Source organism: Novosphingobium mathurense (assembly GCF_900168325.1).
Lineage (GTDB): Bacteria > Pseudomonadota > Alphaproteobacteria > Sphingomonadales > Sphingomonadaceae > Novosphingobium > Novosphingobium mathurense.
Genome location: NZ_FVZE01000003.1, coordinates 82,881 through 105,640 on the forward strand (window position 1 = coordinate 82,881; position 22,760 = coordinate 105,640).

Sequence of the window (22,760 nt, forward strand, 5' to 3'; positions counted from 1 at the left end):
GTCTGGCAATCGACGATTGCACACTGGCCCTATCGAGGACCTCGCCCTCGATCGACGAGCTATCGACCGCTTCCTGGGCGATCATTGCAATCGTCAGCTGCTCGCGGTCTTGCTGTTCGAGGTGCTCCATCGCTCCGATGACGACACCGGCACCTTTGAGGAAACGGTCTTCCTGACCCCGCAAATCGTCGGGATTGTAGCTAAACTCCGACTAATCAGGCTGCTGCCAGTTCCATCGCATGATCGACAACATGGCTATCTATAGATCATCATGCGATAAAAAGTGATCTATAGGACTGCTGTCTATCCATCGTTCAACGCGACAGGAACGCGATCACGGTCGCTCTGTCGAGGAACGGGGCCATAAAGTCCTTGTCACCGGCGGCCTGAAATCAAGCCAGGGCGAGCCCGTCATTCTCCAAAGGATCATCCCCGACGATGGAGGTGCTCGCCTTGCTCACAACGTTCAGGGCCCGGCCTGTTTTGCACGCCGCAGTTCGATTAGCTGACCGTCTGAACCTTGGGGGACGGAGATCGAAGCTTGAACGGCACGGAAAGGTCAAAATTGAGGGCGGTAACTAAATTCTTACGGTCACGGACACTTGCTTGACCTCGAAACGGCAGTTCGTAGGCTGACCCGCCTTTGCACATCGGCAATGACCATGGCGGAAATAGTTTGGAGGCCTCGAGGCACTGAATCGTCCAGCGCTCGGGTGCAGTTGTAGACGCGAGCCAAAGATTCTCATTCAACAACTGTTATGATTCGAAGCACATAGGCTTTCGAAAATTGCAGGCTCTAAATGAAGATCGCATCATCCATGGCTGCAGTTTTGCCAAGCATGTGCTCCATAAAAAGAGAACTCGTGCCCATTGTCCTTGGTGGCACTGTCTCACACCCAGACAGATTCAGGAACGGGACACTAATCTAGGCCTGCGAATTGCGCCACATGAGCGCAGAAGCCACGGCATTGCATTCCGAGAGGAAGCCTTCCTCAACTGATTTATCATTTGCTTTCGTAGGCGATATTCGCAGGGATTGTGAGACTGATCGCGGTACCGCCATTGGAGGAGACGGAGATGTTTAGAGAGCCTGACAGCCGGCCTGCCCGTTCGCGCATTCCAATGAGCCCGTAGTGTCCTTCCCGCCCTCCAGCGGCAAGGATCTCCAAAGGCATGCCAACGCCATCATCCTCTACAACCACCATCACGTGGGTCGTGCGGTATCGGACAAGCAGCACAATGCTGGCTGCCTTGGCGTGACGCACCGCGTTGCTCAGAGCCTCGCGCACGATGCTCGCGATCTCTTCCGCGACAGGCGCGCACACCAGCCGCGGCGTGCCGAACGTCTCCAAGCGCCATTCGATCGAAGAAGGAAGCATGTCGTCAGCCAACACGGAAAGTCGATCAGATAGTTCGACAGGACGTAGATCCTGGCGGATCGAGTGGACTCGGTCTCGGCCTTCGATCAGCATGCTCTCGGCGCGGTCCAGCGCACTTTCCATCTCGAGGCGCGACCTTTCCCCCCGTGGCAACAGTTCGACTACGGTCTGAAAGCGCAGCATCAGACCCTGGAAACCCTGCAACAATGTGTCATGCAATTCTCGGGCTATTCGCTCACGTTCCGCAAGTTGTGCCTCGACCCGGCTGCGCGCCCGCTCTGTAATGATAGAGAGTCGCCTTCGGTAAAGAAACCAGGCCAGTGCAAGTACTATGGCAGCGCAGACAAAGTAGAACCAGAGAGCCTGATAGAAGGCGGGTGCGATGATGAAGCGCAATTTCGCCCCCTCACTGTTCCAAATGCCGGCGTTGTTGGCGGCGACGACCTGGAACTCGTAGGGTCCCGGTCCCAAGTTGGTAAACAGCGCCTGTCGCTCCGGCCCCGCCTCGTACCAGCCCCCCTGACCGCCGATCAGCCTGTAACGGAAACGATTGGCAGTTGCATCGGTCAGGCTGAGCGCAGTGTATTGAATCTCGATGCGACCTACGTTCGGAGTTAAATGCCGGGGTGCGCCCGACAGAGGGTATTTGGTGCCGTCGGCGCTCATCGACAGTATCGCGACGGGCGGCACGACGCGATTTCGGACAATACTGGACGGATCGACCCATGCAACGCCGCCGTCGGTAGCAAACCAAAGTGTTCCGCTGGAATCGCGCGCTATGTCGTTCGCTTCGAATATGTTGGACCTGCCGCGATAGTCGCTATCCTCGCCGATGCGCTGGAAAGGAACTGGTGTGCCGGGCTTACGAAATGCCTGCGCGAGCGCCTGGGTCTTGACCCGCACGATGCCGGAGCTACCGATCATCCAGATCCAGCCATCGGGCGTTCGAAGAATGCCCGTCATTCCGGCCAGAAAAGGATAGTCCCGCTCGGACAGCTGGAAAACCCTGTCCTTCGAAACCAGCGCCAGCCCTTTCTGCCCACCGACCAGCAATCCTTCGCGAACCTGAGCCAGAGTGGTGATGGAGCCAATCGCGAGCGATGCACTCGGCACAAGGATGCGTGTGCCGAGTGCCTTGAACTCAAGGAGCCCTACACGGCTGCGTGCGGCAAAGAGCCCATCCTTTGGGGCCTGCCTGAGCATGGTGATGGTCCCACCGGGTTTCCCGGCCTCGGTCAACAGACCGTTTTCGACCCGGTAAAGACGGTCCATGCCGGTCCAGAAGTTACCTTCCGCATCCTGCGCGCAGGTCACCGACAAAGGCCCATTGACCTCTCTCACACGCTTCAACGCCCCATTGCCCTTAAGTTCAAGCAGGAAGGCTCCTTCGAGGCTAATCGCCAACATCCGGTCAGGACTTCCGCACAAAACACCTATGTTCTTTTTACTAAAGATCAGTCTAGCAACAGTATCACCACGACCGATTCTATAGACGCCAGCCGGGCCAGCAAAGAACACGTGTGGCGAAGCCGGACCGCTGACAAACCCGGTGACTGGCGCTGGCGCATCTTTGGCTAGCACCATTGTAGTCGGCGCAAAGCGGTCGAGGCCCGAAGCCGTCCCAACCCAGACATTACCTTCACGATCTTCCAGGACCGACAATGAGAGTTTCGCCGACATTCCAGTCGCCGTCTCGCCGACCAACTTCTCACCTGAATAACGGTAGCGAACCAACCCATCGTCCTGTCCGGTGACCCAGATTCCACTATCGCGATCGACCAGAATATGACGGGTTACGTAGGGCGTACCGAGATGCGCGAGTCTCGCCTGGACCCCTGTCCTATCCAACCTTCGCAAACCGCTGTCGTCAGCGAGCCAGACCACCCCATCGCGACCTTCGGCGAATGCTGCGAAACTCCCCACCGTTCCCATGTCGCGCTGAAAATACGATCCACTCGGTGCAAGACGCAGAAGCGCGGGGGGCAGCGCCACATAAACCGTCCCGTCGCTGACCGGGAGGACCGGCCCCATCAACCCGTCGACCAGACCTTTCTTGCTATCGAAACGAGTCCAGTGCCCTGCTTGGTAGCGCGCAAGTTGCATCGCGCCGCGAGCCTCGCTCGCGATCCATATCGCGCCATCGCGCGCCTGGACGATGGAGGCCACTCCCCCTTTCGGCGGCCACGGGTTGGCTGCGCGAAGATGGCCGTTGCGATAGACAGCGATACCTCCGAAATCATAACCTACCCAGATTTCTCCATTGTTAGCGGCCAGCAGCGCGGTAACCTGGAGCGATCGTTTAGGATCGTCATGCTCGGGTACGATCCGATGGAAGCGGATCCCGTCGAAACGGTAAAGACCAGTCGAACTGCCTAGCCAGAGGAAGCCGTTCTTGGTCTGCGCCAGAGCACGGATGTTACCCGGTGCACCATCGCGCAAGGTCCAGGCGGTATGGTGCAACTGGTCGAGACTGCGATCAGAACTCAGGGCATTTCCGGGCCCAGACGCCAAGCAGAGGCCAAGTGCCACCAAAAAGAGCCGGCCCATGCAGGCTACAGCGCGACTTGCTGAAATCAACGATGCAATGTCCTGAATAAGCCTCGTTCGGCAATGGCCTAGCCGAACTCTATCGAGCCGAACTGGCGTGTTTGCAAGCCTCCTTGGGGGGTAGGCTTCGCCCCCCCATCGAGGCTTTACGACAATCCTGCGCAGCCATATCGTACTGGCATGTTTCATACGCTTCGTCCCCGTCGAGCCCACAGGGCACCCAAGCCATTCGACTCGGAGCTGGGCGGCCAAGCACAACTGATTCATGAGCATTTGGGCCCCGCGGGACAGAGCCCGAACTCCAGTTCCGAATTGCCGGACGATCAAAAACGGGTTGGACCGATAGACATGGCCCGAATGCTTGCCCTCCTGTTCGAAGCACAAAAAGCGCTCCCAAGCGAACCAGATCTAGCGAAGCTTCTTCTCGACAATCTTGGTCGGCTTATTAGACAAACAAGCGTCAGAAGCACCGCTGAGCTCACGCTCTTGCCCAGTCAACCGGCGCACGAACCGCCTCCAACCGGCGGCCTTGCTGCCTGGCAGATGCACAAAGTTATCGGTCATGTTTCCAGAAACCTCGCCGGAAACATCAGAACCGAGGAACTCGCCAATGAAGTGAACCTCAGCACGGGCCATTTTTTTCGCGCCTTCAAGGCTACAATGGGTGAAACCCCACACAGTTTCGTCGTGCGCCAAAGAGTTCGGCGCGCCCAGCAGATGATGCTGGAAACCGGCGATACGCTTTCTGAGATCGCGAGTGCATGCGGCCTGACGGACCAAGCCCATCTCACACGCCTTTTCAAGCGGATGGTCGGCACCACGCCGCTTGTGTGGCGGCGTCGCTGGCAAGATGACGGCGCGGCTGACCTCGCCTGCGGAGCCCGAGCGTGAACGCCCGTCGGCTGGAAGCACTTACGGATGGAGTGATCGCGATTGTGATCACTATCATGGTTCTGGAATTGCATGTGCCAGCAGGCAGTGCGCTGGCAGACGTTGGACAGGCATTGCCGCTGCTGGTCGCTTATGCCTTGAGCTTCGTCAACGTGGGGCTCTACTGGAACAATCATCACCATCTCTTCCAACTCGACCCACGTGTCGACGGACGAGTGCTGTGGGCAAATCTGTTCCTCCTATTCTGGTTAAGCCTCGTGCCTTTCGTCATCCGTTGGCTGGACGCGAGCGCCTATTCGGTTGGCGCGACCGCCGCATACGGCATCGTGCTGGGTGGGGCCGCAATTGGGTTTTTCCTCACGGAGCGAGCCATTATCGCCTGCAATGGACCCCAATCGAAACTCGCCCTCGCCATCGGCCGGGACCACAAGGGATGGGGCACCCTGGCGATCTATGCTGCGGCGGTCCCACTCAGCTTCGTCAGCCGTTGGATTGCGCTCGCGCTCTATATCCTGGTGATAGCCCTATGGCTGGTGCCCGACCGGCGGCTTTCGCGATTGGCGCGCCCATAGGGCCTGCCAGTCGCCAGCGGCCGTTTAGGGCAATCCTGTCCAACTTGTGTCAGTCCCCTCCACGACCCGGCCCATTGATGGCTCTATTGTCCACCGTGCGTTGATGGGCAGGCCAGCCCGGTCGATACGAACGTCGGCGCAGAGAGAAGCCGGGAATGGACAAGACAGAAGCCGACGAGTTAGGCACTTATCGCGCGGTGCACCTCACCGCCCGTCCGATAGATGCCTTGCTCACCGACGTTGAACTGTTGATTGTGGGCTTGCCAGCAGCTCCGGACACGACGGATGAAGTCACCGCCCGACTGGATGATGCTCTCAAAAACACACTGGTACAATTGCGCGACGCAGGCCTTTTCCTCGGGCGCTTCGGAGAGACGCTTGTCCTCGATCGGTTGCCGCCGCCTTATATGGCCTGCTCACTTCTTGTCGTTGGGATGGGCGAAATTTCCCGTCTCGATGCACCTGCCATGGGAATTCTGAGCGAATTGGCCATGCGATCGGCTTTGAAACTTGGACGGTGCGCGGTCGGATACATGGTCAAGCCGCCAATGCTTAACCCTCTGCCTGACAATGTCGCGCTGATCTCCCGTGAAGTCATGGCAGGGGTGCTGCGAGCGATTGAGGCCCATCCAGCGATCATGCGCTGCGCTGTGCTGGAATGGATCGTCGACGACTACCATGTACATTCAGAGATCGCCAAGGCGGCTATGCGGCGGGAATTGGCCGAATGGAAAGGATGACCTGCATCTCGGCAATGGACTTCAGAATTCGATGCATCTAGTTCCCGATCATGCCCCCAAGTTCGTACACCACTCCATGCCGGACTGACCTGTCAGCGCCAATCCGGATTCTACTGGTTGATGACCACGTACTGTTCCGAGAAGGTGTGCGAGCTGTCCTTTCGACGCAGGAAGACATGCAAGTCGTGGGCGAGGCGGACGATGGCGCAGGTGCGATCGCCGAATACGCCCGACTACGCCCCGACATCGTGCTCATGGATCTCCAAATGGCGGAAATTCAGGGCCTGGAGGCAATTTCCGCAATCCGGGAAAGTGATCCCGATGCACGCATCATCGTTCTCACGACCTACTCAGGCGATTCGCGCGCGATCAAGGCCTTGCGTGCTGGTGCAGTAGGTTATCTGCTCAAGGCCAGTCTGCGCAAGCAATTGCTCGACGCCGTCCGCTCAGTCCATCTCGGCGGCAAACACCTTGATGCTTCGGTCGCCACCTCCATCGCCATGCATGTCCTCGACGATCCGTTGACCGAACGAGAGATTGAAGTGTTGAGCCTGGCCTCCAAGGGCAATTCGAATCGCCAGGTGGCCAGCCATTTGCGTCTTTCGGAGGAAACCGTGAAAGGGCACATGAAGTCGATCTTTTCAAAACTCGACGCCGCAGACCGAACACATGCAGTAACCATTGCGATCAAGCGTGGCCTGATCGAGATTTAGCCAAAGCCGAACAGTTGCCCGTCGCGTAGCCGAACCCGGCGAGTCTGCGACCGAAACGTCATAAAGCCATCAGCCTTATCCAATACACTGCGATCCTCGGGGCCTATTATGCCGCCCGTCAGGACGTCATCGGGCCTGCGCAAACGGCGTTGCGCCCGTGCGCTACGCCAACATTTCAATTTCATAGAACATTTTGCCGCATTTTATCCATGTAGTTCGAACATCTCACTCCGCATAAGTTGCATCCACCGGCAGCGCGACGCGCTCCACATGCAAGGAACGACCATGACAATTACCGCCACCGCGACCCCCGGAAAGTCCCTCATTTCGCCCTCCAACCATATGTTGGTCCTGATAGACTTTCAGTCGCAAATGAGCTTTGCGACCAAATCAATCGCTCCCGAACTGCTGCGCAATAACGCAGCGCTGATCTCGCGCGGAGCCAAGTCATTCGACGTTCCCACCATTCTTACCACGGTTGCTGAAAAGAGCTTCTCGGGCCCGATGTTCGACGAGATCGTCGATGCCTTCGAAGGTCAGCCCATGCTCGACCGGACCTCGATGAACACCTGGGAGGACGAAGCTGTCATTGGCGAAGTCAATCGCATCGGCAAGTCGCGCGTCGTCTTCGCCGGCCTGTGGACCTCGGTCTGCATCGTTGGCCCCGTCGCTTCGGCCATTGACCAAGGTTTCGAGGCCTATGTGATCACCGACGCTTGCGGCGACATTTCGGAAGAAGCACACGAGCGCGCGGTGCAGCGGATGATCCAGTTGGGTGCCGTGCCGATGACCTCGCTCCAGTACCTTCTTGAACTGCAGCGCGACTGGGCCCGCACCGAAACCTACGACAGCACCACCGGCATCGCCCGCAAGTGGGGCGGCGCCTACGGCATCGGCATCAACTACGCCAAGACCATGTTCGGCGCGTCCGAAGGCGGACACTGACCTCAGTTCGGGACTGGCAGCCGATCCCCCTGCCCGGCCCTCGTCGAAGGCCGCCGGTCCCACCCCCTCTCCCCTGACTTTCACGCAAGGATCAGCAACATGGCCTATGTAACCACTGAAGACGGTACTGAGATCTTTTACAAGGACTGGGGCCCGAAGGACGCCCAACCCATCGTTTTCCATCACGGTTGGCCTCTGTCATCGGACGATTGGGATGCGCAGATGTTGTTCTTCCTTGCTGAAGGATACCGCGTCGTCGCACATGACCGGCGTGGCCACGGTCGCTCGGCGCAAGTCAGCGAGGGGCATGACATGACTCACTACGCCGCGGATGCCGCCGCGGTAATGGACCACCTCGATCTCAGGAACGCGGTCCACATCGGCCACTCAACCGGCGGCGGCGAAGTGGCGGCCTATGTCGCCCGCTTCGGCATCCCCCGGGGCCGCGTCGCCAAGGCCGTGCTGGTCAGCGCCGTGCCACCGATCATGCTGCAAACCGAAGCCTATCCCGATGGTCTTCCGATCGAGGTCTTCGATGGGCTGCGCGCCGGCCTTGCCGCCAACCGCGCGCAGTTCTTCCGCGACGTTGCCGCCGGGCCCTTCTACGGCTTCAACCGCGAGGGCGCCGATGTGAAGAGCGCCGTCATCGACAACTGGTGGCGCCAGGGCATGATGGGCAGCGCCAAGGCCCACTACGACGGGATCAAGGCCTTCTCGGAAACCGACCAGACAGACGACCTGAAGGCGATGTCCGTCCCTACGCTCGTCCTGCATGGCGATGACGACCAAGTCGTGCCTTACAGGAACGCTGGCGTACTACAGGCCGAAATCCTGCCGAACGCCACGCTCAAGATCTACGAGGGCTTCTCGCACGGCATGCTCACCGTGAACGCCGAGACCATCAATCCCGATCTGCTCGCCTTCGTAAAGGCCTGATCCGAACGCCTTCCCTCCGGCTTTTCCCGGCATTTGCGCCCCCCCGTGCGCACTTGCCGGGAACAAGGGACACCCGGAGCGAAGAACGCACGCCGAGGAGACCACACATGAAAGCCTACCTTCTCTCCATCGCCGCCGGGTTGCTGGTTGGCGTCGTCTACAGTCTCCTTGGCGTGCGTTCGCCTGCGCCACCGATGATCGCCCTTTTGGGACTGCTGGGCATCCTGCTCGGCGAGCAGATCATTCCATTGGCGAGCCGGATCATGACAAAGAAAGACGTAGCGGAATTCGTCATGACCGATTGTCGCGAACTTGTACTCGGTCGGCTGCCGGGCGACGACACAGACGAACGCGAGGCATGATAACCCGCCGCCACACATTACTGGGAGCCGCTGCTGCGTCGCTTCTGCCCACAACCCTCGCGGCCCGAACGGGTCGAAGCAAGGACGAAATTCGCATGTCCCAACCCACCGACACGATCATCATCAACGCGAAGGTTTCGACCCTGGATCGCGAAAACCCTGTGGCCGAAGCCGTGGCGATCCGCAACGGTAAGTTCCTCGCGGTGGGCAGCGAACAGGAAGCGCGCGAGGCTGCCGCACCCGGCGCAATCGTGATCGATGCCAAGGGCCGCCGCCTGATCCCTGGCCTGATCGACAGCCACATGCATATCATCCGAGGTGGCCTCAATTTCAACATGGAACTGCGCTGGGATGGCGTAACATCGCTGGCAGAGGCGATGGCGATGCTGAAGCAGCAGGTCGACAATACCCCCGCGCCGCAATGGGTCCGCGTCGTCGGCGGCTTTACCGAACATCAGTTTGCTGAAAAGCGCCTGCCGACGATCGAGGAACTGAACGCCGTCGCTCCCGATACGCCGGTCTTCATCCTGCACCTCTACGACCGCGCGCTGCTCAACGCCGCAGCGCTGCGCGTCGTAGGCTACACCAAGGACACGCCGAACCCGCCGGGCGGTGAGATCGTGCGCGATGCCGCCGGCAATCCCACCGGCCTGCTGCTAGCTCAACCAAACGCGACGATCCTCTATTCGACGCTGGCCAAGGGCCCCAAGCTGCCGCAGGACTACCAGCTCAATTCCACCCGCCACTTCATGCGCGAAGTCAACGCGCTGGGTGTGACGGGAGTGATCGATGCGGGCGGCGGTTTCCAGAATTATCCCGACGATTACGAAATCATCGAAAAGCTCCACGCCGAAGATCAGCTGACCGTGCGGATCAGCTACAACCTCTTCACGCAGAAGCCGAAGGAGGAACTTGCGGACTTCTCGGGCTGGGTGAAGCAAGTCAGCCCCGGACAGGGCGACGACACCTATCGTCACAACGGCGCGGGCGAGATGCTGGTCTATTCTGCCGCCGATTTCGAGGACTTTCGCGTCGAGCGCCCCGACATGCCGCCAAGCATGGAAGGCGATCTGGAACCCGTCATCCGCCTGCTCGCCGAGCACCGCTGGCCCTGGCGGCTTCACGCCACTTATGACGAGACGATCGGCCGCGCGCTCGATGTCTACGAGAAGGTCAACCGTGACATCCCGCTCGAAGGCATCAACTGGTTCTTCGACCACGCCGAGACGATTTCCGACCGCAATATCGACCGCATCGCCGCGCTCGGCGGTGGCATAGCCGTGCAGCACCGCATGGCCTATCAGGGCGAATACTTTGTCGAGCGCTATGGCGCCAAGGCCGCCGAACGCACGCCGCCGATCTCCAGGATGCTTTCTGCCGGCATTCCGGTGGGCGCGGGGACCGACGCCACCCGCGTCGCCAGCTATAACCCGTGGGTCTCGCTCTCGTGGCTGGTCTCTGGCCGCACGGTTGGCGGCATGCGCCTCTACCCGAACGCCAATCGCGTCAGCCGCGAGAAGGCGCTGGCCATGTGGACGCACGAAAACACCTGGTTCTCGAACGAAGTGGGCAAGAAGGGCCAGATCAAGGCGGGTCAACTGGCCGACCTCGCGCTACTGTCGGACGACTACTTCGCGGTGCCCGAGCACGACATCGTCCACATCCGCTCGGTGTTGACCGTGCTCGGCGGCAAGGTTGTGCATGGCGAGGGCGACTACCGCCCGCTCGCCCCCGAACTGCCCCGCCCGATGCCCGACTGGTCGCCGGTCGCGACCTTCGGCGGCTATTACCAGACGCCCGAAGCCAAGCAGAAGCTGGCCTCTGCCTGCGGCTGCGCCAGCGCCTGCAGTGTTCACGGCCACGACCATGCAGCAGCGCTCGGCGCCAATGTTCCCGCTGCCGATGTCCAGACCTTCTGGGGATCGCTGGGCTGCGGCTGCTGGGCGGTCTGATCACATGTGCCCCCTCCCGGCGAGGAGGGGCCGCTTCATCTCTGTTATTTCGAGAATATCAGTCGACTTTATCCAGATCGATAGCCCCGCAAGCACCGCCTGGCCAGGTCTTGCCCCATCGACTGCGCGGCATCGCCCTCCCCTCACCGGAGCCACAGACATGAAACGCTTCACTCTGATCATCGCGACCGCCATTCTGGTCGCGAATCCTGCCCTTGCACCTGTGTTCGCCACCGAAAAGGCCTCGGCTGACTACGCGGTAGGCGCGCAATACGACACCACCCACGTCTACGTGCCACAGGATCAGTTCGACACGTTCGTTACCAGCTTCGTCGCAACTTTCGGCGGCACTACCAGCAAACAGGGCCAATTTCAGGTGACGCCCACCAAGAGCCTCACCAAGTCGCAACTGGTGCTGACCCCGGCGGGCACCGTTTCTGTTTTCGGCTTCCGGACGCCGATCCCCTACCCCTTCGGCGATGAACGCACCGGCTATCTGGTCACCGACCTGGATACCGCCGTGAAATCCGCAGTAAGCCATGGCGCAGTGCGTCGTCTGGCCACTTTCCCAGATCCGATCGGCCGGGATTCCGTGATACAGTGGCCGGGCGGCGTAAACATGCAGCTTTACTGGCACACCACAAAGCCCAGCTACGCCCCGCTTCAAAACGCACCCGAAAACCGCATCTATCTGACCGCCGATGCGGCCGACAGCTTCATCAGGAGCTGGACCGGCTTCGCTCACGGCAAGATCGTCTCGGATGACGAGGCTGCTCAGGGAGCGGAAATCGGGCAAGCCGGCAAGACCATTCGCCGGGTCGAAATAAGGAGCGGCTATGGCGACATGGTCGTCTTCGTCTCTGACGGGCATTTGCCCTGGCCATATGGCCGCGACATGACCGGTTATGACGTCAGCAATCTCGCTGACACGCTGGCCAAGGCGAGTGCAGCGGGCGTAGAAACCCTGGTTGCGCCATTCTCCGTCGGCCATCGCGAAAGTGCAATCGTGCGTTTCCCCGGTGGCTACATCGCCGAAATCCATCAGAAGATCTGATCGTGAAGAACACGACACGCGATCCCCGTTTCGTTGACGCCATTCTCAACTGGCGCCCGACCTGGTTCTTGGCCAGGCTGGCGCTGGTCTGTGCCTATCTTGTGGGCGGACTGGTCAAACTGGCAGACTTCTCCTCCGCTGTCGCCGAACAGGCGCACTTCGGGATGAGCCCACCTGCCTTGTGGGCCGCACTAACCATCGCGGTGGAACTTGTCGGGTCGCTCCTCATCCTCTCGGGGCGGCTCGTCTGGCTCGGGGCAGGCATGCTCGGCGTTTTCACAATTCTGGCGGCGATCACCGCCAATGCTTTCTGGTCGATGCCGGCAGGGCCGGAACGCTTTGCCGCCACAAACGCCTTCTTCGAGCATCTCGGCCTGATCGGCGGGTTCGTCATGGCGGCCCTGGTTGCCGAACTGGAACACCGCCGTGTATAAAGCGGCAATCCTGGGCAGCGTAATCGGTGCGATTTTCGCACCGGGCACGGCCCAGGCCGATCCGCACGAAGCCTGGCAAGCCCCGACCCTTACCATTACCCGTGCCGATGAAGACTGGTCGGACCTGTCCGACGCGGAAAAGCGCGACCACCACTGGACCGGCTCCTTCAAGTACATTCCTCTTGGCGCCAATGGCGAGGTCTGGCTTTCGACCGGGATCGAACTGCGGGCACGTACGGAAGGATACGACAACAACGCGTGGGGCAGCGCACCGGAGCCGGACGACAGCTACGTCTGGTTTCGCGCCCTGCCCTATGCCGATCTCCATGTCGGCAAATTGCGCGCCTTCATCCAACCGATCGCCACGACTTCAGTCAGCGTCGCGCCGAGACCGGGACCGATCGACGAGACCGGGATCGACCTGCTGCAGGGCTTCGTCGAGGCAGACCTCGGCCCCGTAACCGTGCGCGGCGGACGACAGATGCTTTCACTTGGCACCGAGCGGCTGATCGGCACACGCTATGGCCCCAACGTGCCGCTCGCCTTTGACGGCCTGCGCGTCAACCTGCCGCTGGGCATGGCCAAAATAAACTTGCTGGCGGTAAGGCCCGTGCAAGCCCGCGAAGGCGACTTCAACGACCGCCCCTCGCACGACAAGTCGTTATGGGGCGCCTATGCCGTGCTGCCCGAACTCGATCTCTATTATCTCGGCTATCGTAACGATGGTGCCCATTGGGGCGACCGCGAAGGCAGTGAAACCCGCCACAGTCTGGGCATCCGCTGGCACAGCACGCAGGACGGCTGGCACTGGAACATCGAAGGCGTCTACCAGTTCGGACGCTTCGCCGGCGGCCCCATCTCCGCATGGACGGTGGGAAGCGAGATCGGCCGCAGTTTTCCCACCTTGCCAATGGAGCCCGACCTCACGCTGCGTGCCAACCTCGTCAGCGGCGACGGCAATACCAGCGATGACCGCCTCGGCACATTCAATGCGCTGTTTCCCAAGGGCAAATATTTCGGCGAACTTTCACCGATCGGTCCTTACAATCTGGTCAACGTTCACCCCTCGCTCGGCCTCAGGCTTTCCCCAAAAGTTTCCGCCAGCCTCGCAGGGGCAGCCTATTGGCGTTATTCGACGGCGGACGGCATTTACGATATTCCCGGGAACCTGGTTCGCGCCGCCGGCGGTACCCGCGCGCGTTTTATCGGAACCCTTATCGAAGGCGCAGTCTCATGGCAGGCCACTTCCGAACTTGAACTGTCTGCCTCCGTTTCAACCTTTTCCGCAGGGCCTTTCATCCGCGCAACGGGGAGCGCTCGCCCCATTCGCATGCTCGGCCTGGAGAGCAATTTCCGCTTCTGAGCCCCCTTTCGCCGTTCCGCGCTGGAGAATCCCATGGCCCCGCCCCAACCCGCCTCTCCCTCACCCTCGTCCTCGAATGCCCTGCCCCGTTTGCTGCTATTGCTTTCCGCAACGACTGGCCTCGTTGATGCAGCCTCCGTCCTTGGCCTGGGGAAGGTCTTCACCGCGAATATGACAGGCAATGTCGTGTTTCTGGGTTTCGCAGCTGCCGGGACGAGCGGGTTTCGGTTCGGGCCAGCGCTTCTGGCTCTGGCTGCCTTCATGACCGGAGCCTGGGGGGCCGGGAAACTGGGCCGGGTTCAATCCGCCAGGCCGCTGGGCCAGTGGTTAATCCGCGCGGCAATCACCGAAGCGACGCTCCTGTGGGCAGCAGCTCTGGTCGCTCTGACTATCGATGTCGAGGCTCAGGCGCCGGAACCGGCCGTGCTTACGGTGATCGCCCTGACGGGATTTGCCATGGGGCTGAGGAACGCGACGGTCCGGCAGCTCAAGGTGCCGGACCTGACGACAACCGTCCTAACCCTCACCATAACGGGCATCGCCGCGGACCAGACCGGCCGCGGCACGCCCAACTTCCCGAGGCGCTTCGGCGCAGTACTGGCGATTTTCGCCGGTGCGGCCATCGGGGCGCTGCTTCTGCGAACCGGGGGACTGGCCTGCCCGCTCGCCTTGGCCGGCCTGATAGTGCTGGGCGCGACGATAGCCTTCCTGCGCTCCCCCGCCGCAGCCGCCCCGCACGGCCAATAAGGCTTCGATCGCACCCCAGTCAAAAACTCAATGCCACTCCGCAGGACCTTAACCGACATGACCAACGAGAACCAATGCCCCTTCAGCGCCACCCCCACGCGAACGCTCACCGGAAGAAGCAACCGCGACTGGTGGCCTAAGCAGCTCGATCTCTCGATCCTTGCCCAGGCTGGCAAGAGCACCAGCCCGATGAGTGCGGAATTCGATTATGCGGCCGAATTCAAGTCGCTGGACCTTGCAGGTGTGAAATCGGACCTTGCCGACCTGATGACCGACAGCCAGTCTTGGTGGCCGGCGGACTATGGACATTATGGCCCGTTCTTCATCCGCATGGCATGGCACTCTGCTGGGACATATCGCTCCGGTGACGGACGCGGCGGCGCCGGGGCCGGACAGCAGCGCTTTGCTCCACTCAATTCCTGGCCCGACAACGGCAATCTCGACAAGGCGCGTCGATTGCTCTGGCCGATCAAGGCAAAGTACGGCGCGAAATTGTCCTGGGCGGATCTCATGATCCTCGCCGGCAACGTCGCGATCGAATCGATGGGCGGGCCCATCTTCGGTTTCGGCGGCGGGCGCGAGGACGTCTATGCGCCGCAAACCGACGTCTATTGGGGCACCGAAGAGCAATGGGTCGGGCAAGGCGCCGAAACCCGCATCCAGCCGGAAAAGCAGATGGACCTCGAGAACCCGCTGGCTTCGATCCAGATGGGGCTGATTTACGTCAACCCGGAAGGTCCGGGAGGCAACAGCGATCCGGTGGGTTCCGCGCGCGATGTGCGCGAGACTTTCGCCCGTATGGGCATGAACGACGAGGAGACCGTCGCTCTGACCGCAGGCGGTCACACGTTCGGCAAGACCCATGGCGGCGGCGATGCCTCAAAAGTCGGTCCCGAGCCGGAAGGCGCGGACATTGCGCAAATGGGCCTTGGCTGGATCTCCACCCATGGTACCGGCATGGGCGATGATGCGATCACTTCCGGTCTGGAAGGATCGTGGACGCCCACGCCCATCACTTGGGACATGAGCTATTTCGATATGCTCCTCGACCACGAATACGAGATCGTCACCAGCCCGGCTGGCGCCCACCAGTGGCAACCGGTCGGCAATCCGGACAAGACGCTGGCTCCAGGCGCACATAGCCCGGAGCGACGTGTTCCTACCATGATGACCACCGCCGACATGGCGATGAAGATCGACCCTGAATATCGCCGTATCATGGAAGAATTCCGGGCAGACCCGGCAAGGTTCGCCGATGCATTTGCCCGGGCCTGGTTCAAGCTCACCCACCGCGACATGGGGCCCAAGGCGCGCTATCTTGGTGCGGAAGTGCCGACTGAGGACCTTCTATGGCAGGATCCGCTTCCCGCTGCCGCCTTTGCGCCGCTGGACCATTCAGATATCGTCACCCTCAAAGGCATGATCGCGGCAAGCGGTCTTTCCGTCGCCGACCTTGTCCGCACCGCCTGGGCATCAGCCTCCACCCACCGCGTGTCGGATCATCGCGGCGGTGCGAACGGTGCCCGCATCCGGCTTGCTCCCCAAAACAGCTGGGCAGCCAACGAACCTTCGAAACTCGCACACGTCCTTGCCATTTACGAGGATATTGCCGCTGACTTCGGGCGCGTTTCGATGGCGGACCTCATCGTTCTGGGGGGTGGTGTCGGCATCGAATTGGCCGCTAAGGCTGCCGGCCGCGACCTGGAGGTCCCATTTACGCCCGGACGCGTCGATGCCAGCGCAGAGCAGACCGATGCGGAGAACTTCGCATGGCTAGAACCGAAGGCTGACGGCTTCCGTAATTTTCTTGGAGCAAGCTATCCGGTTCCGACGGATGCCCTGCTGGTCGACAAATCGCAGCTTCTTGGCCTGTCCGTGCCGGAAATGACCGCACTCCTGGGAGGTCTTCGCGTCCTGGGCATCAATCATGGAGACGACCAGCGCGGCGTCCTGACCGACCGTGCAGGCACGCTATCGAACGACTTCTTCGTCAACCTGCTCGACATGGCAACGACGTGGACCAAAGTCGAGGACATCGCAGATCGCTATATCGGCATCGATCGCGCAACTGGCGCACAAAAGTGGACGGCAAGCAGAGTGGATCTGAGCTTCGGCTCGAATTCGCAGCTTCGCGCCATATGCGAAGTTTATGCCGCCAGTGACGGCGAAGAGCGTTTCCTTGCCGATTTCATCTCGGTTTGGACCAAGATCATGAACGCAGATCGCTATGACATCGCCTGACCAAGGCTGAGGGCCCTGCAGCACATTACGGGCTGCAGGGCACCTTCAAATCGCAGAATATTCGCCAACCGAATGTCATCGGCGAGCGAGTTGCGGACCGGGCACTTGTCCGCAACCTGTCTAAGATGAATGGCTCTTCGCTTTCAGGACCGCTACGAGGACACATGGACATGTTTGCGGCGATCAGGGCTTTCGTAGTGGTGGTTGACGAGGGCGGTTTCGCCCCTGCTGCAAGGCGGGTCGGGCAAGCCGCTTCTTCCTTTACCCGCCATGTCGATGCGCTCGAAGGTGAACTGGGCGTGACATTGCTCAACCGTTCCACCCGGCACGTGTCGCTCACGGATGCCGGAGAAACCTATTACGTCCGGGCGGTTGCCATCCTCGCAAGCCTGGAAGAAGCCAACCGTAGCTTGCGCGAGCGCGACGGGCCACCGCGCGGGCTTCTGCGGGTCAGTTTGCCAGCCTCCTTCGCACGAATGCATATCGCACCCTTCCTGCCGCGTTTCATGGCGGAATATCCGGAGGTCGAGCTGGAATTGCTGATGAGCGACGAAATCATCAATCTGGTTGAACGACGGATCGATATCGCCATACGCTTGGGGGCGCTGGAATCCTCCAGCCTGATCGCGCGGCGCCTGGCCCCGCATCGCCGGATCGTCTGCGCCAGCCCAGCTTATTTGCACCAATGGGGCACGCCTGCCGTGCCGGCCGATCTGGCAAGGCACGCCTGCCTCACTTTTGCCTTTGCCGACGGTGAACGGCGCTGGCGCTTCACCGATAGCGCGAAGCAGGTAGAGCAAATTCGCATCAAGGGACCGCTTCGTGCCAATCAAGCCGAAGCTCTGAAAGAAGCGGCCCTCGCGGGTTTTGGTGTGGTGATGCTACCGACATGGTTGGTGGGTGAAGAGATCGAGCAGGACAGTTTGCGGCCAATTCTGACCGAATGGCAGGCCGACATCGGCCGCCTCGGCAAGCCGCCACAAGCGAACAGTGGCATCCATGCGCTCTACCTGCCGGACCGGCGAGGATCGCCCAAGGTGCGCGCCTTCGTCGATTTTCTCGCGCAGCGCTTTGGCAGCCCACCCTATTGGGATCGCGCACTCTGATCTTTGCAGAATACGCAAAAACCCTCTCGAAAATGAGCAGATTATCAAGAGATCCGAATGGGCGCAGTTCCCAGGCACCCCACCGGACAACTTCGTCCCTCAGGAGTGCCCCACATGACCGACCTGTTGTTTGAACCCATTCGTCTTGGCTCGCTCGATCTGCCCAATCGGATCGTGATGGCTCCCCTCACCCGTTCCCGAGCCGCCGCCGGAAATGTGCCATCCGATCTCGCACTAGAGTATTACTGCCAGCGCGCCTCGGCCGGGCTTATCATCAGCGAAGGAACGCAAATCTCGCCTCAGGGCCAGGGCTATGCCTGGACTCCTGGCATCCATACGCAGGACCAAATCGATGGCTGGGCCAAAGTGGTTCGCAGCGTGCATGCACATGGTGGACGCATGGTGATGCAACTCTGGCACGTGGGCCGCGTTTCGCATCCCGTGTTCCAACCGGGTGGAGCGCGGCCCGTGGCTCCCACCGCGATGCCGGTTCCCGCCAAGGCATTCGTTCCTGGCGATGATGGCCGTGGCACTTTTGCCGATGTCCCCGAACCTCAGGAATTGACCATCACGGGCATTCAATTGATCGTTGCCGACTATGTGCGGGCTGCCCGCAATGCCATCGACGCAGGCCTGGACGGGGTCGAGATCCACGGAGCCAATGGCTATCTGCTTGATCAATTCCTCAACAGTGCCAGCAATTGGCGGTCAGACCGCTACGGTGGCTCATATCATAACCGTGCCAGGCTAACGCTGGAAGTTTTGGATGCCGTGTGCGCAGCAATAGGCAGCGACAGGGTTGGCCTGCGCTTGGCGCCCATGGGCAAAAGTTTCGGCATGAACGAAAGCGAGCCCGAAGCGCTCTTCCACTATCTTGCGGGCGAACTGGAGGGCCGCAATCTGGCCTACCTCCATCTGGTGGAACCTAGTGTGCAGGGCCGCGAAATTGCCGCCATCGATCCGCGCGCCGATGCCCTTATGCGCGATATTCGAGATATTTTTTCAGGGCCGATCATTCTGGCTGGTGGCTATACGCGCTGGAGTGCCGAACAGGCCTTGGCTGATAAGCGAGGCGATGCGATCGCCTTTGGGCGCCCTTTTATCGCCAACCCCGATCTGCCCGCACGTCTGCGCACCGACGCGCCACTCAACGAGCCGGATACCGCGACCTTTTATGGCGGGGATGCGCGCGGCTACACAGATTATCCCACACTCGCCGCGACGGAGATCGTGTCGTGACCAATTCCACCAAACCGCTCTCCGCTGCGGTGATCTATGCAATGGCAGCGGCTACGGGCCTTGCTGTCGCCAATATCTATTATAACCAACCAATGCTGGCCCTGATCCAGCAGGACCTGCCTGGAACTCTGCCCGCGTTAGTACCCACGGTCACGCAACTGGGCTATGCAATTGGTCTGTTTCTATTGGTGCCGCTGGGCGACCTTGTCGAACGGCGAGGAATGATCCTTGTCCAATTTCTTGGTTTGGCGGCGGCATCGATGATGGCTGCCGCAGCCCCGGACGGGGCCGCACTGTTACTGGCTTCGCTGCTTGTCGGTGCGCTGGCGACTGTCGCTCAGCAGATCGTCCCGCTCGCCGCGCATATGTCGCCCGACCAAAAGCGCGGAGCGGTCATCGGCAAGGTGATGGCCGGGTTGCTGGCCGGTATCTTGCTCAGCCGCACGCTGGCAGGGATAGTGGCACAGCATGAGGGTTGGCGCAGCATGTTCTGGCTGGGCTCGCCGCTGGCTTTGGCCGCAGGCTGGCTGATGTGGAGGGTGCTGCCCGTTTCGCGACCTGAGAAAGGCCCGTCCTATCCAGAGTTGCTCGGCTCTCTCTGGCACCTGTGGCGCGACTTTCCAGCCCTGCGCCGGGCGACCTTCACTCAAGGCCTGTTATTTGCTGCTTTCAGCGCCTTCTGGACCGTCCTTGCTCTCTACCTCAAGCAGTTGGGACAGGGCCCACAGGTGGCGGGACTGTTCGGCGTAATTGGCGCAACAGGAATTCTGGCTGCGCCTTTGGCCGGGCATTTGGCCGACCGACGCGGGCCTCGTGCAGCGATTACCGCAGGTACGGTACTCGTCATGGCAGGCTGGGCTGTTTCGGGCAGCGCAAGCGGCATATTTGGACTGGCTCTGGGCTGCGTCCTGCTTGATTTGGCCGTACAGGGGGCACTGATCTCACACCAGCATATCGTTTATACGCTGCGCCCCGACGCTCGCGCTCGGCTCAATACGCTCTTCATGGGCGGCATGTTTCTCGGCGGTTCATTCGGCTCAGCGTCGGCCATGGTGATCTGGCAGATTGCAGGCTGGCATGGTGTAGGACTATTGGGCGTTACGTTTGGCGGGCTGGCTCTGGCCTTGCAGGCATTCAGACGGATGGATCCCAGCACAAGGCAAAATTAAGGAGGTTTCGGCGACCGAGGCGCCAAGACAAATTCTACGGTCACATTGACGCGAAATCGCGGCCCAATCCAGGGATTGGTCGCCCCAGCGGCGACGAGCCGGGTGCTGCAGGGGCGAATTGGGGCTTCGCATTACCTGGTGCAGTGAGGACGCCGCAGTTCAGTCACCCTATCCCGATGCAGCACTCCGGCGCTTAACTGCTCAAGGACCGAACAGCCAATATCTGGCCATCGGATCACGGCTCACAATACAACAAAAAGGGCCGTGTCCCGCCGATGTCCTCTGGCGTGCCAAGACATTCGGGAGGAAGCTTCTTGACCATGTGGTCGATCAGCTCAGGTGGCTTGTCGTCAAGGAACTGCTCGTTGGCGGTCGGCTCCAGGGCTTCGGCAACACGGAATGCCTTAGCGACATCACGAAGTCGGGGCATCGGCAGGCACCCCGACTTTCCTCAAAACGAGCATTCCGACTCAATGCCATATGGCGCCCAGACGCGAAATGGGCAGGCCGGGCGGCTGCCGGCTCATTACCGCAATTTTTGGAGATGGAGCTCAAGCAATGGTGGGAATGATACCGCCTTCGACCCGGATTGCAGCGCCATTGGTGATCGCGCCCCACGGGCTCGATAGCAGTGCGACCTGCGCCGCAATCTCGTCTGCCTCGATCAGCCTCCGAATCAACGACAACGGGCGGTATTCGCGGAAGAACTCTGCCTCCCGGTCGGCTTCCGGCGCGTCCTTGTTGTCCACAACCGAACGGATGAAATCGACAATACCTTCCGAGCGCGTCGGGCCGGGCAGCACGGAATTGACGGTCACGCCTGTACCACGCGTCTGCTCGGCCAGGCCCCGCGCAATGGCGAGTTGCGCCGTCTTGGTCATACCGTAGTGGATCATTTCGCCGGGCACGACGAGCGCGCTCTCGCTGGCGATGAAAACGATCCTGCCCCAGTCCTTTGCCGGCATGCGCGGAAAATAATGGCGGGCGAGCCGCGCACCGCTAATCACGTTGACCTCGAACATATGATGCCAGTCCGCGTCGGAAATCTCCGCGAAAGGCTTGGCCTCATAGATGCCCAGGTTGTTGACGAGGATATCGGCGTCCGGCGCCGCATCGATCAGTGTCGCGGCGCCTTCGGCCGTCGCGGCGTCCGCCAGAATGGCCTTTACCGAACCGATCTTGGCGATGCGCTCGGCGGCAGCGTCCAGCTTGTCCTGATTGCGGCCACTGATGATGGCGGTCGCGCCTTCGGCCGCCATCCGTTCTGCGATCGCAAAGCCGATCCCTGCGGTCGATCCCGTCACCAGCGCGGTTTTGCCTTTGAGTTGCAGATCCATCGTATGTCACTCCGTTAATCCATCGATGGCACAGCAATTAGGCGATAAGGCTATTGATGATTAGATATCATCTCTGCACTTTAGAAGTGCCTTAAAATCATGAGTGGGCTATGGACAATCGTTTCGGGGAGATGGAGATTTTTCTCAGCGTCGCCCAAACCGGCAGCTTCGCGGGCGCAGCGCGGATGCTGCGCGTCACGCCTTCTGCGGTCAGCCGGTCAATTTCGCGGTTGGAGGCGCGGCTCGGCGTTCAGCTCGTCGCCCGCACGACCCGTGCGCTGGCGCTGACTGCTGACGGAGAAACCTACCGTGACCGCGTGACTGCATTGATGGACGAACTGAGGGATGTCGATCACAGCTTCGGCGGTGAGGAGTACGAGGCGAGAGGGTTGCTCCGCGTCAATGCCTCCGTCCCGTTCGGCACCCATTGCCTGTTACCGATCCTGCCACGCTTTCTCGACCGTTTTCCGGCAGTGACGGTGGACCTCGCCCTGTCGGACGCATTGGTCGAGCTGGTCGCGGAACGGGCGGATATTGCGATTCGAATTGGGCCGCTGCGGGATGCGAGCCTCAAGGCGAAGAAACTCGGACGCAGCCGCATGGTGGTGGTCGCCAGTCCAGATTATCTTGCACGCCATGGCGAGCCGACCGAGCCCCGCGATCTCGATCGCCATCCCTGCCTGCGCTTCAGCTTTCGGCGCTCAGTGGACAGTTGGCCCTTCAAGATCGACGGCCGGGTCGTTTCGCGGACGGTTGATGGGCCTTTCCTGGGCAATTCCGGTGAGGTGGTACGTCTGATGGCACTGGCGAGCGGGGGGATCGCGCGGCTCGCCCATTTCCACATCGCCAAGGACCTTGCGTCCGGGCAGCTGTTAGAATTGCTGCCCACATTTCATCCCGGTGACGGGGAGGATATCCACGCGCTATATCTGGGCGAACAATACCCATCACGCACCGTTCGGGCTTTCCTCGATTTTCTAGGGAGCGAGTTGGTCCTGCCGCAGTGATAGCTAGCCGTATTGCAGGGAGGCTC

The 22,760-nt window shown here is 60.7% G+C and carries 20 protein-coding genes and 1 pseudogene; 17 read left to right on the forward strand and 4 right to left on the reverse strand.

Features of this window, described 5'->3' with window-relative positions:
* Position 1: 1 nt before the first annotated feature.
* Together B5483_RS23680 and B5483_RS11445 are read right to left on the reverse strand one after the other, a co-directional pair.
* Positions 2–196 (reverse strand): annotated as a pseudogene (locus tag B5483_RS23680) (DUF4172 domain-containing protein); the annotation flags it as partial.
* 808 nt (positions 197–1,004) lie between these two features.
* Positions 1,005–3,818 carry a sensor histidine kinase gene (locus B5483_RS11445; RefSeq protein WP_176168018.1) on the reverse strand — a complete coding sequence of 938 codons (2,814 nt, stop codon included), beginning with the start codon at positions 3,816–3,818 and terminating at the stop codon, positions 1,005–1,007.
* A gap of 456 nt (positions 3,819–4,274) precedes the next feature.
* On the opposite strand from B5483_RS11445, the gene B5483_RS11450 reads away from it, so the two are divergent.
* From B5483_RS11450 to B5483_RS11525, 16 genes are all read left to right on the forward strand, one after another.
* The gene (locus tag B5483_RS11450) at positions 4,275–4,817 is read left to right on the forward strand and encodes a helix-turn-helix domain-containing protein (protein WP_079730444.1); all 543 of its coding nucleotides are present in this window, start codon (positions 4,275–4,277) and stop codon (positions 4,815–4,817) included.
* Entirely contained in the window at positions 4,814–5,389 is a 576-nt protein-coding gene (locus B5483_RS11455) for a TMEM175 family protein (RefSeq protein ID WP_054944910.1), read from the forward strand. Before B5483_RS11450 ends, B5483_RS11455 begins: the two co-directional genes overlap by 4 nt.
* A 155-nt stretch (positions 5,390–5,544) precedes the next feature.
* The gene (locus B5483_RS11460) at positions 5,545–6,129 is read left to right on the forward strand and encodes a macro domain-containing protein (RefSeq protein ID WP_079730445.1); all 585 of its coding nucleotides are present in this window, start codon (positions 5,545–5,547) and stop codon (positions 6,127–6,129) included.
* A gap of 50 nt (positions 6,130–6,179) precedes the next feature.
* A complete protein-coding gene (locus tag B5483_RS11465; protein ID WP_079730446.1) occupies positions 6,180–6,842 on the forward strand; it encodes a response regulator transcription factor in 663 nt (220 codons plus the stop codon).
* Between the two features lie 285 nt (positions 6,843–7,127).
* Positions 7,128–7,787, forward strand: a complete 660-nt coding sequence (locus tag B5483_RS11470) for a hydrolase (protein ID WP_054944955.1) — start codon at positions 7,128–7,130, stop codon at positions 7,785–7,787.
* 99 nt (positions 7,788–7,886) lie between these two features.
* On the forward strand, positions 7,887–8,723 hold the full coding sequence (locus B5483_RS11475; RefSeq protein WP_079730447.1) for an alpha/beta fold hydrolase: 837 nt from the start codon (positions 7,887–7,889) through the stop codon (positions 8,721–8,723).
* 107 nt (positions 8,724–8,830) lie between these two features.
* Positions 8,831–9,085, forward strand: a complete 255-nt coding sequence (locus B5483_RS11480) for a DUF1427 family protein (RefSeq protein ID WP_079730448.1) — start codon at positions 8,831–8,833, stop codon at positions 9,083–9,085.
* Positions 9,086–9,180: 95 nt separating this feature from the next.
* Positions 9,181–11,037 carry an amidohydrolase gene (locus B5483_RS11485; protein ID WP_079730449.1) on the forward strand — a complete coding sequence of 619 codons (1,857 nt, stop codon included), beginning with the start codon at positions 9,181–9,183 and terminating at the stop codon, positions 11,035–11,037.
* Between the two features lie 160 nt (positions 11,038–11,197).
* Entirely contained in the window at positions 11,198–12,091 is an 894-nt protein-coding gene (locus B5483_RS11490) for a glyoxalase (protein ID WP_079730450.1), read from the forward strand.
* Positions 12,092–12,093: 2 nt separating this feature from the next.
* Positions 12,094–12,525, forward strand: a complete 432-nt coding sequence (locus B5483_RS11495; protein ID WP_079730451.1) for a DoxX family protein — start codon at positions 12,094–12,096, stop codon at positions 12,523–12,525.
* Between the two features lie 7 nt (positions 12,526–12,532).
* Positions 12,533–13,888 (forward strand): alginate export family protein, encoded by a 1,356-nt coding sequence (locus tag B5483_RS11500; RefSeq protein WP_139383992.1) that lies wholly within the window; start codon positions 12,533–12,535, stop codon positions 13,886–13,888.
* 33 nt (positions 13,889–13,921) lie between these two features.
* Positions 13,922–14,635, forward strand: coding sequence for a YoaK family protein (locus B5483_RS11505; protein ID WP_079730453.1), 714 nt, complete (start codon positions 13,922–13,924; stop codon positions 14,633–14,635).
* 57 nt (positions 14,636–14,692) lie between these two features.
* Positions 14,693–16,876, forward strand: coding sequence for a catalase/peroxidase HPI (gene katG / locus B5483_RS11510; protein WP_139383973.1), 2,184 nt, complete (start codon positions 14,693–14,695; stop codon positions 16,874–16,876).
* A 170-nt stretch (positions 16,877–17,046) separates the two neighbouring features.
* A complete protein-coding gene (locus tag B5483_RS11515) occupies positions 17,047–17,982 on the forward strand; it encodes a LysR family transcriptional regulator (protein WP_245829051.1) in 936 nt (311 codons plus the stop codon).
* A gap of 114 nt (positions 17,983–18,096) precedes the next feature.
* Positions 18,097–19,221 carry an alkene reductase gene (locus tag B5483_RS11520; protein WP_079730456.1) on the forward strand — a complete coding sequence of 375 codons (1,125 nt, stop codon included), beginning with the start codon at positions 18,097–18,099 and terminating at the stop codon, positions 19,219–19,221.
* Entirely contained in the window at positions 19,218–20,390 is a 1,173-nt protein-coding gene (locus tag B5483_RS11525; protein ID WP_342743666.1) for an MFS transporter, read from the forward strand. Before B5483_RS11520 ends, B5483_RS11525 begins: the two co-directional genes overlap by 4 nt.
* A 235-nt stretch (positions 20,391–20,625) precedes the next feature.
* Here B5483_RS11525 and B5483_RS11530 read toward each other — a convergent pair whose 3' ends face one another.
* A complete protein-coding gene (locus B5483_RS11530) occupies positions 20,626–20,820 on the reverse strand; it encodes a hypothetical protein (RefSeq protein ID WP_079730458.1) in 195 nt (64 codons plus the stop codon).
* Positions 20,821–20,941: 121 nt separating this feature from the next.
* Positions 20,942–21,727, reverse strand: a complete 786-nt coding sequence (locus B5483_RS11535) for an SDR family NAD(P)-dependent oxidoreductase (protein ID WP_079730459.1) — start codon at positions 21,725–21,727, stop codon at positions 20,942–20,944.
* A 110-nt stretch (positions 21,728–21,837) separates the two neighbouring features.
* Here B5483_RS11535 and B5483_RS11540 point away from each other — a divergent pair, with 110 nt between their 5' ends.
* Positions 21,838–22,734: a LysR family transcriptional regulator gene (locus B5483_RS11540; RefSeq protein WP_079730460.1), complete on the forward strand. Its 897-nt coding sequence runs from the start codon at positions 21,838–21,840 to the stop codon at positions 22,732–22,734.
* Positions 22,735–22,760 lie beyond the last annotated feature (26 nt).

Excerpts from the sequence above, each read along its gene's own strand:
- B5483_RS11450 (WP_079730444.1), top strand. The coding sequence starts at position 4,275 with ATGGCCCGAATGCTTGCCCTCCTGTTCGAAGCACAAAAAGCGCTCCCA.
- B5483_RS11460 (WP_079730445.1), top strand. The coding sequence starts at position 5,545 with ATGGACAAGACAGAAGCCGACGAGTTAGGCACTTATCGCGCGGTGCAC.
- B5483_RS11465 (WP_079730446.1), top strand. The coding sequence starts at position 6,180 with ATGCCCCCAAGTTCGTACACCACTCCATGCCGGACTGACCTGTCAGCG.
- B5483_RS11470 (WP_054944955.1), top strand. The coding sequence starts at position 7,128 with ATGACAATTACCGCCACCGCGACCCCCGGAAAGTCCCTCATTTCGCCC.
- B5483_RS11475 (WP_079730447.1), top strand. The coding sequence starts at position 7,887 with ATGGCCTATGTAACCACTGAAGACGGTACTGAGATCTTTTACAAGGAC.
- B5483_RS11480 (WP_079730448.1), top strand. The coding sequence starts at position 8,831 with ATGAAAGCCTACCTTCTCTCCATCGCCGCCGGGTTGCTGGTTGGCGTC.
- B5483_RS11485 (WP_079730449.1), top strand. The coding sequence starts at position 9,181 with ATGTCCCAACCCACCGACACGATCATCATCAACGCGAAGGTTTCGACC.
- B5483_RS11490 (WP_079730450.1), top strand. The coding sequence starts at position 11,198 with ATGAAACGCTTCACTCTGATCATCGCGACCGCCATTCTGGTCGCGAAT.
- B5483_RS11505 (WP_079730453.1), top strand. The coding sequence starts at position 13,922 with ATGGCCCCGCCCCAACCCGCCTCTCCCTCACCCTCGTCCTCGAATGCC.
- katG (WP_139383973.1), top strand. The coding sequence starts at position 14,693 with ATGACCAACGAGAACCAATGCCCCTTCAGCGCCACCCCCACGCGAACG.
- B5483_RS11515 (WP_245829051.1), top strand. The coding sequence starts at position 17,047 with ATGTTTGCGGCGATCAGGGCTTTCGTAGTGGTGGTTGACGAGGGCGGT.
- B5483_RS11520 (WP_079730456.1), top strand. The coding sequence starts at position 18,097 with ATGACCGACCTGTTGTTTGAACCCATTCGTCTTGGCTCGCTCGATCTG.
- B5483_RS11530 (WP_079730458.1), bottom strand. The coding sequence starts at position 20,820 with ATGCCCCGACTTCGTGATGTCGCTAAGGCATTCCGTGTTGCCGAAGCC.
- B5483_RS11535 (WP_079730459.1), bottom strand. The coding sequence starts at position 21,727 with ATGGATCTGCAACTCAAAGGCAAAACCGCGCTGGTGACGGGATCGACC.
- B5483_RS11540 (WP_079730460.1), top strand. The coding sequence starts at position 21,838 with ATGGACAATCGTTTCGGGGAGATGGAGATTTTTCTCAGCGTCGCCCAA.